Below are 9,388 nucleotides of genomic sequence, written 5' to 3'. Positions count from 1 at the left end.
CCGCGATGCGCCTTGCAGCTCGCCACAATCGGACTCGGTCATCCCGCAGCCCTTCCGCCGCTGCCCTCATGCGTTATGATCCGGCCATGCTGAGCTTCGATGTCTGCAACGCCGCGCGCCTGCGCCGTGATCCCCGGTATGACGGCCGCTTCTTCACGGCGGTGAAGACCACGGGCATCTATTGCCGCCCGGTCTGTCCGGCCAAGCAGCCGCTGACGCGCAACGTCGCCTATTATCCGACGGCGGCGGCGGCCGAGGCCGCCGGCTTCCGGCCCTGCCTGCGCTGCCGGCCCGAAACCGCGCCGTTCTGCCCGGCCTGGAACGGCACGCGCTCCACGGTGGCGCGGGCCATGAAGCTGATCGATGACGGCGCGCTCGACCAAGGCTCGGTGGTCGACCTGGCGATGCGGCTCGGCATCTCCTCGCGTCACCTGGCGCGCCTGTTCGAGCGCCACGTCGGCGCCACGCCGCATCAGCTCGCCAGGACGCTGCGGGTCCAGCGCGCCAAGCGCCTGCTCGATGCCGGCGACGACAGCATGACCGATATCGCATTCCAGGCCGGCTTCGGCAGCCTGCGCAGATTCAACGCCGCCTTCGCCGAGCTCTACGGCCGCGCGCCGTCAAGCCTGCGCGCGCGGAGAGCTTAGCGCACGGCGGAAGATCGCTCAGAAAAATCCGGGACTGAGATCGAGGCCGGAGGTCAGGCTCAGCACGAACACGAACAAAGCGGCGGCGGCGAACAAAGCTGTCTGCTTGAGAATGAACGCACGCGGCGACGTGGTGGGGGCAACGACTTTCTGCGCAACGGGCATAATGGCCTCCATTATGATTTCAAAATTGGCCGCAACAATGCGGCGGCCGCATCAAGCAACCCGACGTGCAAAGCAACTGTTAAAAGGATCAAGTCCGTTATGAACGGGCATACATCACCGGCACTTCACGCGAACTTGTTCGCGGCCGGATTCTCAATCAGCGCATCGGTGTCAATTCATCGTGCCGAGACATTTGCACGATGCGCGATGCGCGAGCAGCGTCGATTTCGATCACGTGATGCAGATGAGTCCCGCCTCTCCGCGGAACCCATCTGCCGTTCACGATGTCAGCTTAGTGGGCCACGCCAACGGTCGCGGTCTTCACCTTGCGCGGGCTGAGCGCCTTCGCCTGGTGGACCGAGGCCAGCGTGGTCGGCGCAGCGGTCTGCTGCTCGACATGCGCGGCGCCGAGGACGCGAACCTGCAAGGGCGAGACCGGAAATCCGTTGGTCTCGTAAGTCGGCAGTTCGGCGGCGAAGGCCGCGGTGCTGCCCGCGATCGTCAGGATGGCGGCGGCGATCGACAGAGTCTTCTTGTTCATTGGTGATGCTCCTGAGTGGAAAAGTCGGAGTATATTTAGGCGCGCTTTGCTGCAATGCGACATGCTTTGTTGCATTGCAACAGCGCGTGTTATGCATGGCGATATGTTTAATGCGTACAAGGCGTTGGCCGAATCACCGCCGGCCGCGACATGACGGTTTTATGGACGGTGCTCAGCCACCGAGCACATTGCCCCAGCCATCGAACAGATAGGCCTTCCAGGCCACGGTTCCGTCCTCGCCCGGGCGGCTGGCCTGGCGGTAATCGTCGGCCTGGTCAGCGGTCCAGGTGATGATCGTATCCGTCAGGCGATCGTGCAGGATGGCGGGTTCGGTGGGATCGAAGGCGTCCATGGGACGAAGCGAGGAATGCGTCATGGCCGACCAAACGCGCCAGCCGCAGCAAAGTTGCGGCAACGCGTCAGGCAAGACGCCCTCATCAAGCGGGGATGCCCGCTCCGCACCCCATCATCGATGCCGTGGCGCGACGCCCTATTTCAACGCGGTCGCCAGCGCTTGCAGCTTTGCGACGAGATTGGTGCCGAGCGCATAGATGATCTCGATGATCGCGAGCGCGATGCCGGCTGCGATCAGGCCGTATTCGATCGCGGTGGCGCCGGATTCATCGGCGACGAATTCAGCCCATTTGCATTTCAACTTCACAATCGTGTCCTTCCCAACTCTGCCGGAACGGCCGGCAGGCGAGAACTGCGCGACCACAATCCAAGATTGAGTAAACCCAATGACTTCAAGTTGACGACAATGAACGCTGCATTTGCCGACGATTCCCTTGAAAACTACGGTGGGAACTCGCGTTGCAGCTTGGCAACACCTCCGCGAAAAGCCCGATTTCACCGAATTACGCCATTGCGTCGCCACACGGTCCTCCGAACAATCGAGGCGCTGCGTGCCTTTCCGTGCAAGATTGTTTTTGCATCATGACTGTTCCGACAGAGCGTGTCCGAACAGAACCGTTTGGAGGCAGGGATCATGAACGATCGGCGGTCTCTTCTGGTGGCGGTCGCGTGCCCCTCGGCCGTTCTCGCCGGCTGGCTGGCACTTTCCCTCTCCGCCTATGCCCCTGCCCTCATCGAGAACAGCGGCGCCAATGCCGCTGCCGTGTCGCGCGCGAAAGATCTCAGCCGGCTCGACCTCGCGGACGTGCCGCACGCTGCGACGATCGAGGACGGCATCGCCTTGACCGCCGACATCGCGGCTGCCGTCGCTGCGGCCCCGGCCCCGATGATCACTGAAGCGGTGCCCGAGCCTCCCGCCATCAAGCTCGCCTCGGCAGATCCGGCGCTGATCCTTCCGACGGAGACGCCGCCCGCGCCGCAGATATCGCCTGAACCAGAGCCCGTCATCAGCGAGACTGCTCCAGTTGCAGCGCCGGCGCCCGCCAAGCTCGCATCTGCCGATCCAACCGAGATCGTGACGACCGACGCGCTGTCCCCCGCGGCGATCGCGAGCGGCCCCGTCACGCCTGCGAGCAAGGCATCGCCGCCGGCCGACACCGTCGCCGTGCTCGACGAATGCTTCGTCATGGATGCCTGCATCGACCGCTACCTCTGGACGCTCTATCAGCGCACCGCAAAAGAGGACTCGATCAAGGTCCAGGAGCGCCGCGCCGTCACCATCAAGCGCAAGGGCAAGACGGTCACGGTGATGCGCAGCTTCACCAAGCTGGTCGACCAGGATTTCACCTGGAAGGATCCGAAGGCCGCCGAGCACGCCGGCATGTCGATGATGGACTACGTCATCGGCGGCATGGACAAGAGCTTCAAGCGGAAGCTGTTCCGCACGCTGCTCGCTGCGGAAGCCGCCGGCCTCTCGCCCGGCATCACCAGCGCGTTCCGTGACGATTATCGCCAGTCGATCGCGAGCGGCCTGAAGGCCGCCTCCGACCGCTCCTATCACGGCGGCAGCACGCGCGGCGGCTACGGCCATGGCATGGCGGCGGATATTGTCAGCACCCAGGGCAATAACCGCGCGCAGCGCTGGGTCTCGACGGAAATTCTGTGGAAGTGGGTCGACGCCAACGGCAAGGCCTACGGAATCGGCCGGCCCTATCTCGGCCGCGATCCGCCGCATGTCGGCCCGGTCGACGGCGCTGAATACATCTCAAAGCGTGGCACGAGCGAGCGCAAGGAAGTCGCCAGCGCCAAATCGAAGAAGACGCGGACTGTTGCGAGCGCCAAGCCGTCAAAGGCCCAAAAGGCACAGGCCGCGCGCGAGCAGAAGAGCCCGGCCAAGCCACAGAAATCGGCGCAATCGACCGGCAAGCGCGCGACCTGAGACCGTTACGGCGCGCGCCCCAGCGTCGGCAGCGGCACGAGCCGCATCTCGGCCGTGCCGGCGCCCTGCGTGCGCACGAGCACCGCAAAGATGGTCTCGACCGCAAGCCGCACCGCGGCCTCCGCCGCCTGCCCCTTGGCCAGATGCGCGGCGATCAGGCCGGTGAGGAGATCACCGGTGCCGTAGGGGCGGATCGGCAGGCGCGACGTCGCAAAGCGCGACAATTGCCCGTCGGCGCACAGGATCGTCTCCACCTGCCCTTCGGGCGTATCGGTGAGCGTGCAGCCGGTGGCGACGATTTCGATGCGGCCGGTCCCCGCCAACGCCGCACACGCCGCGCGCAGGCCCTGCGCATCCGCAGTTCTGAGGCCTGAGAGCAGCTCGAGCTCGAACTGGTTCGGCGTCGCCAGCTTCGCTGCCGGCAGCAGCCGGTGCCGGACCACGTCCAAAATGCCGTCGGCGACATAGACGCTGCCATCATCGCCGATCACGGGATCGCAGAGATAGACGAGCTTGGAATTCCGCGTGAGCGCCCGCTCGACGAAATCGGCGATGACGGCAGCGTTGCCCGGTGAGCCGAGATAGCCGGTGACGAGCACGGCGGCCTCATCGACCAGACCGCGCTCCTCCACGCCCGTCAGAAGATCGGCAACGAGCTCTGTCTCCAGCACCCGCCCGCGCAGGCTCGGATAGCGCGGATGATTGGACAGCAGCGTCGTCGGCACCGCCGCAACGTTCACGCCCTCCGCCTGGATGGCGTAGGCGGCCGCGCCGTTGCCGACATGGCCGTGGACCACCTGGCTTTGAATGGAGATCACGAGCATGAAAGAGGTCCGTAAGGTCAAACGTCGTGTGTGGCAAGAGTAGCCTCAGCGTCGCGCCAGCTCGCCGAGGTAAGCGCAGAACATGTCGGCCAGCCCGTCGGCATGACGCGCGATCTCGGCCTCGCTGCGCGACGTCTCCGAAAACCGCTTGCCGACCTCACTCAGCGTCGTCTTGATCAACTCGCCGGCAAGCGCGCGGGTCGCCTCGGAGGCTTTGGGCAACGCTTCCCGCATGAACGCCGCGATGATCCCCTCGCCGGCGGCGCGCGCGTCCTGCGCCTCGGGCGCGTCGCGATAGAGCGGCGCGGCATCGCTGAGCGCGCCGCGGATCGCGGCCTCATCGCACTCGGACAGAATGAAGGCATGGACCAGCTCGCGCAGCCGCGCCGGCGGTGGCTTCACCCGGTCTTCGAGGATGCCGCGCAAGAGGTCACTCGTGCGCCGCCACTCATCGCTTTGCAGGCGGAACAGGATCGCGGCCTTGTTCGGAAAATATTGATAGAGCGAGCCGACGCTCACCCCGGCCCGCTCCGCCACCCGCGCCGTGGTGAAACGCTGCGCGCCCTCCTTGGTCAGGACCTGAACAGCAGCATCGAGAATGGCCGCGACAAGCTCGCTGGAGCGGGCCTGTTGCGGCTGTTTTCGTGAAGAAATTGAACGGCTTCGACGATCGGCCATGGCTCACTCAGGCAATGCGAATAGGAAATGCGACGAATTAGTCGTATTTCACTCGGCACGCAAGCACGCGTTTCTTCGCCAACTCTGGAGATCTCATATGACCACCCCGACCATCACATCGCTTGCGCCGCTGCTGGACCGCCTGTTCGACGAGGCCGAGGCAGCAAACGGCGCAACGCGGGCCGCCGTCGCCGATTTGTCCGACGCAGACCGGGCGCGCTTGATGCGCAGCAAGACCGACTATCGCGACCTCTACGGACGCCTGAAGGACGTACCGCTCGCGGTCTCGCGCGAGACAGGCCACCTGCTCTACATGCTGGCACGCAGCTCCCGCGCCCGGGTGATCGTCGAGTTCGGCACGTCGTTCGGCATCTCGACGCTGCACCTTGCCGCAGGCCTGCGCGACAATGGCGGCGGCCACCTCATCACGAGCGAGTTCGAGCCGTCCAAGGCCGCGCGGGCGCGGGAGAACCTGATCGCTGGCGGCTTGATCGATCTGGTCGAAATCCGTGAAGGCGACGCGCTGAAGACGCTCAGCGCCGATCTGCCCGATGCGATCGACCTCGTGCTGCTCGACGGCGCCAAGGCGCTCTATCCGGATATCCTTGATCTGCTGGAAGGCCATCTCGGACCGGGTGCGATCATCGTCGCCGACAATGCGGACGACAGCCCGGACTATCTGGCGCGCGTGCGCGCGCCCGGCAGCGGCTTCATGTCCACGCCCTTCGCCGACGACGTCGAGCTCTCCGTGCGGATCAACTGACACCGGTCGAAATGCCGCGAAAGCTTGAAGCCGCTGCGCGATTTATCGCGCGGCGGCGTCCTGCTGCGTTGCCGGGTGTCGCAGCCGCGTCACGCACACGTGATACCTCGTCCTGGCCAAAGCCGGACACGGCGTGCTAAACATACCTACCGCGCGGTATCTTTCTATCGCCCCGCCGGAGCTGACCATGACCTCCGCCTTCAGTGCCTACGCAGCGCTCGCCCTCGCCATCGTTCTCGAGGTCACGGCGTCCGCCTTCCTGCAGCAATCCGCCCAGTTCAGCCGCCCGTGGCCGACGCTGGCGATGGTCCTGTTCTATGTCGCCTCGTTCTATGCGCTGTCGGTGGCGATCCGCGTCATCCCCTTGAGCATCGCCTATGCGATCTGGGGCGGGGTCGGCATCATCCTGACGGCGACCGTCTCCTTCGTGCTGTTCCGCCAGATGCTGGACGCCGCGGCCTTCGTGGGCATCGCGCTGATCGTGTCAGGGGTCGTGGTCATCAACCTGTTCTCGCAGGCCAGTGTGCATTGATGGCGGAAAGCCGCTACACCCGCGCCAAGCGGCCGGAGCAGGTCCGGCGCGCCCTGCTCGACTGTGCCGCGGCGATCGCCATGGACCACGGCGTCGCCGGCGTCACGGTGCAGGCGGTCGCAGTGGCGGCGGGCGTCACCAAGGGCGGGCTGTTTCACCACTTTGGCAGCAAGCAGGCGTTGATCGAGGGCCTGTTTGCCGACCTGCTCGCGCGCGTCGATACCGAGATCGACGCCGCGATTGAAGCCGATCCGAAGCCTCGCGGCCGCTTCACGCGGGCCTATGTGAATGCCGTGTTCACCGGCAAGGCCTTCGGCTTCGCGACCCCATGGGCGGCGTTGAGCATGGTCGTCGTCACCGATCCGCCGCTGCGCCGGCTCTGGAACGACTGGATCAAGGCGCGCCTGAAGCGTCATCGCACGACCGACGACGCGCCCGATCTGCAAATCGTGCGTCTGGCCGCCGACGGCGCATGGCTCTCCTATGTCACGACGGGACAGACGCGGATGAGCGCCGAGCTACGCGCCGTGCACGCACGGCTGCTCGCGCAGACCAATCGGCGCAGATAGCGGCCTCGCACGCCCTACTGGCTCTGCACCGGCTTGGGCGGATGCGGTGCGGACCGGGCGGGCTTCTTGGCGGGTTTGGCCGCAGCGCGCGGCGGCGGAGTATCGACTGACTCAAGATACGCCGCGAGCGCCTTGGCCGAGTCCGAGCTGGTCGCGTAATGGTCCTTCAGGAACCAGGTTAACGTCAGGCTGAAGCGACCCTTGGCAAGGCCGCGCGGGCTGCGATGGCAGGTCGCGCAGCCCTCAGCGAAGAGCTTTGCGGGCGGCTTGCCGGCGTCGAGATTTTGCGCGGCGGCGACCGTCACCGTCAGAACAGCGGCGGCTGCAAAAGTCATCACGGGCACGATCCGATCGCGCCCCGGTCGAAACAGCGATCTCAAATGCCGTCCCCTCGCCCGCCCTTCGGTCACGCCGCCGACAGCTGATCGAACTCCGGCGGTGCGTAGGCCTTGCCGTCCTGGTCGGTGATGACGACCCGCCACCCCTCGCTCGCCCACACCTTCGCCTTCGCCACGATGAGCAGCCGGCTCTCGCGGGCGAAACTGTACTTCTCGTTGTCGCGTTCTGCGACCATCTTGTAGGCCAATTCGCATCCCCTTGCGTCGCCCTGCACCCGGCCTCCTCGTGGCAGCGGCCTTTGGCGGCAATTCGCCGGGAGCATGGCAATTTGGTGCCAACCGCAGGCATGGCGCCGATGATCGGCGCCGGCGACCGGCGTCGAGCCGTGCCCCGCTGGGATGCGATTCCGGCCCGCCGCAGGTTTTCCCTGCGACGACGGGGCCGTCTACCAGCCGTGCTGGACCATGGCGTGCCGGATCGACCGCCGGGGGCGGCCCGTCACGGCAGCAACGGAACCGAGCGTCCCCTGGCCGAGCCCCCGCTAGTGCACGCGGATGATGTGGGGTCGGCCGAGATCGATCAGCCCCTGCACCGCGGAGAGGCGGTCGTCGAGGGCTGCGATGGTGAGCAGCAGGTTGTTGCGACGCTCGTCGAGCATGCCCATCTCGGCGCCGGTGAGCTTTGTGCTCGTCCGTTCCTTGTGGATCCCTTCGAGGGATTCGCGCAGCCCGGCAATCAGGCCGGTCAGCTGTTTGGCCTCCTTCGTCATCGAACGCTTCGCGACATTTTGGCGGCGCGTCTCCGCCTGGCTCTGTCTCATATCATCCTCCCGTGCCCCGCTGCCCCGAGTGGATGCTTACACCTTTGGGTAGACATGTTACGATCGATGAAATCTGCCCGCGAAGATCTGACTTAAATTGTAAAGGCCTCGGCACGGCGAAGAAAAAGCCCGGCATCAGGGCCGGGCTTTTCCTTGCGAAGCTAGTGCTTCTGATGTCCGCCGGCGGGCCCGCCTGCCGGGGCGCCGCCGCCACGCGGGGCGGCATTGATATGCGGAGCACCACCCCCGCCGCCGTGCGGCATGGCAGGCGCGGCCGCGCGCGGCGCCGGCATCTGCGCACGGGCATTCATCGGCGAACCATGGCTCACGCTTGGCCGGGCGACATGCGGCGTCGCGGGACGTGCTGAAGGCGCGGCCGACGCACGCGGCGCTTCATGCGTGCGGGCCATCGGCTGCGCGCGCACCGGGGCGCGGGTCGGGGCCTGCTCACGCATCATGCGGGCTTGTGCATCACGCGGATTGCGGGTCTGCACATTGGTCCGCTCATGCGCGATGCGCTCACTTGGTCCTACGCGGGTCCGGTCGGGCGTAACCGCAGCGCCGCGCTTGGCGACCGCAGCGTCCCGCCTCGCGATCGCAGCGTCGCGCTTCGCGATCGCCGCATCGCGCTGTGTAGTCGCGGCGTCGCGCGTTGAGATCGCGGCGGCTCCCTTGCCGCGCACGCCGCTGCGTTCGAGTGCGATCGCCGCGTCGCGCGTTGCCGCGCGGCCGATGCGGGCAGCACGCAGATCAATCGTCATCCGCGTCGCGACGCTCTGATGAGAGGTCCAGTAGTTATTCCAATAGGCATGGCGTCGATACCAGGGACGTCCCCCATAGTAACTCGACCAATACGAGGTCAGCACGAAGGGAACGACGGGCACATCGATCTGGTCGACATAGTCGGGGAGATAGACGTAGTGATTGCGATAGAGATATTCGAGATATTGCGACGACACCCAGCCGCGATCATCGGAGAAGCTGACGTCGCACCAGGCATTGCCGCGCAGGCAGCCATGGATGTTGACGCGGGCGCCCCCGGGGATGCGATCGACCAGGGGAAAGCCTGAACCCGGCCCGGCGCGCAGGCCGGTCGAGACCGTGACGATGCCCGGCGCGGCCAATGCGGCTGTTGGCGCGAGCAGCAATGCGGCAACCAAAACGCTCTTGAATGTCATGGCGTGTTCCTCCTCTTTCGAGTCGGAACGCGCGGGCAG

Annotated in this window: 15 protein-coding genes; 5 read left to right on the top strand and 10 right to left on the bottom strand. The window is 65.9% G+C overall.

Annotation, left to right across the window (positions count from 1 at the left end; translation table 11 throughout):
* Nucleotides 1-86: 86 nt before the first annotated feature.
* Nucleotides 87-647: a bifunctional transcriptional activator/DNA repair enzyme AdaA gene (locus GGD66_RS02505; RefSeq protein ID WP_092262073.1), complete on the top strand. Its 561-nt coding sequence runs from the start codon at nucleotides 87-89 to the stop codon at nucleotides 645-647.
* Nucleotides 648-665: 18 nt separating this feature from the next.
* Here the strand turns inward: GGD66_RS02505 and GGD66_RS02500 are convergent, their stop codons facing one another.
* From GGD66_RS02500 to GGD66_RS02485, 4 genes are all read right to left on the bottom strand, one after another.
* Nucleotides 666-812, bottom strand: coding sequence for a hypothetical protein (locus GGD66_RS02500; protein WP_183256791.1), 147 nt, complete (start codon nucleotides 810-812; stop codon nucleotides 666-668).
* Nucleotides 813-1,104: 292 nt separating this feature from the next.
* The gene (locus GGD66_RS02495; RefSeq protein WP_179730619.1) at nucleotides 1,105-1,353 is read right to left on the bottom strand and encodes a hypothetical protein; all 249 of its coding nucleotides are present in this window, start codon (nucleotides 1,351-1,353) and stop codon (nucleotides 1,105-1,107) included.
* 172 nt (nucleotides 1,354-1,525) lie between these two features.
* Nucleotides 1,526-1,780: a hypothetical protein gene (locus tag GGD66_RS02490; protein WP_246784235.1), complete on the bottom strand. Its 255-nt coding sequence runs from the start codon at nucleotides 1,778-1,780 to the stop codon at nucleotides 1,526-1,528.
* Between the two features lie 63 nt (nucleotides 1,781-1,843).
* The gene (locus GGD66_RS02485; protein WP_028144887.1) at nucleotides 1,844-2,008 is read right to left on the bottom strand and encodes a Flp family type IVb pilin; all 165 of its coding nucleotides are present in this window, start codon (nucleotides 2,006-2,008) and stop codon (nucleotides 1,844-1,846) included.
* A 333-nt stretch (nucleotides 2,009-2,341) separates the two neighbouring features.
* On the opposite strand from GGD66_RS02485, the gene GGD66_RS02480 reads away from it, so the two are divergent.
* A complete protein-coding gene (locus GGD66_RS02480; RefSeq protein WP_183256790.1) occupies nucleotides 2,342-3,646 on the top strand; it encodes a hypothetical protein in 1,305 nt (434 codons plus the stop codon).
* A 5-nt stretch (nucleotides 3,647-3,651) separates the two neighbouring features.
* On the opposite strand, the gene pdxY is transcribed toward GGD66_RS02480, so the two are convergent.
* Both pdxY and GGD66_RS02470 read right to left on the bottom strand, forming a co-directional pair.
* On the bottom strand, nucleotides 3,652-4,470 hold the full coding sequence (pdxY, locus tag GGD66_RS02475) for a pyridoxal kinase (protein ID WP_183256789.1): 819 nt from the start codon (nucleotides 4,468-4,470) through the stop codon (nucleotides 3,652-3,654).
* Between the two features lie 45 nt (nucleotides 4,471-4,515).
* Nucleotides 4,516-5,148: a TetR family transcriptional regulator gene (locus GGD66_RS02470; protein WP_183256788.1), complete on the bottom strand. Its 633-nt coding sequence runs from the start codon at nucleotides 5,146-5,148 to the stop codon at nucleotides 4,516-4,518.
* A 97-nt stretch (nucleotides 5,149-5,245) separates the two neighbouring features.
* On the opposite strand from GGD66_RS02470, the gene GGD66_RS02465 reads away from it, so the two are divergent.
* From GGD66_RS02465 to GGD66_RS02455, 3 genes are all read left to right on the top strand, one after another.
* The gene (locus tag GGD66_RS02465) at nucleotides 5,246-5,911 is read left to right on the top strand and encodes an O-methyltransferase (protein ID WP_183256787.1); all 666 of its coding nucleotides are present in this window, start codon (nucleotides 5,246-5,248) and stop codon (nucleotides 5,909-5,911) included.
* Between the two features lie 187 nt (nucleotides 5,912-6,098).
* Nucleotides 6,099-6,443, top strand: a complete 345-nt coding sequence (locus GGD66_RS02460) for a multidrug efflux SMR transporter (RefSeq protein WP_183256786.1) — start codon at nucleotides 6,099-6,101, stop codon at nucleotides 6,441-6,443.
* The gene (locus GGD66_RS02455) at nucleotides 6,443-7,012 is read left to right on the top strand and encodes a TetR family transcriptional regulator (protein ID WP_183256785.1); all 570 of its coding nucleotides are present in this window, start codon (nucleotides 6,443-6,445) and stop codon (nucleotides 7,010-7,012) included. Before GGD66_RS02460 ends, GGD66_RS02455 begins: the two co-directional genes overlap by 1 nt.
* A gap of 14 nt (nucleotides 7,013-7,026) precedes the next feature.
* Here the strand turns inward: GGD66_RS02455 and GGD66_RS02450 are convergent, their stop codons facing one another.
* From GGD66_RS02450 to GGD66_RS02435, 4 genes are all read right to left on the bottom strand, one after another.
* Nucleotides 7,027-7,347 carry a hypothetical protein gene (locus GGD66_RS02450; protein ID WP_092262007.1) on the bottom strand — a complete coding sequence of 107 codons (321 nt, stop codon included), beginning with the start codon at nucleotides 7,345-7,347 and terminating at the stop codon, nucleotides 7,027-7,029.
* Nucleotides 7,348-7,418: 71 nt separating this feature from the next.
* The gene (locus GGD66_RS02445; RefSeq protein WP_018322958.1) at nucleotides 7,419-7,625 is read right to left on the bottom strand and encodes a hypothetical protein; all 207 of its coding nucleotides are present in this window, start codon (nucleotides 7,623-7,625) and stop codon (nucleotides 7,419-7,421) included.
* Nucleotides 7,626-7,892: 267 nt separating this feature from the next.
* A complete protein-coding gene (locus tag GGD66_RS02440) occupies nucleotides 7,893-8,120 on the bottom strand; it encodes a hypothetical protein (RefSeq protein ID WP_244550826.1) in 228 nt (75 codons plus the stop codon).
* Between the two features lie 212 nt (nucleotides 8,121-8,332).
* A complete protein-coding gene (locus tag GGD66_RS02435; RefSeq protein ID WP_183256784.1) occupies nucleotides 8,333-9,349 on the bottom strand; it encodes an SH3 domain-containing protein in 1,017 nt (338 codons plus the stop codon).
* Nucleotides 9,350-9,388: the final 39 nt, after the last annotated feature.

The organism is Bradyrhizobium sp. CIR48 (assembly GCF_014198315.1).
GTDB lineage: Bacteria > Pseudomonadota > Alphaproteobacteria > Rhizobiales > Xanthobacteraceae > Bradyrhizobium.
This window is presented reverse-complemented; position numbering and strand designations above follow the sequence as displayed.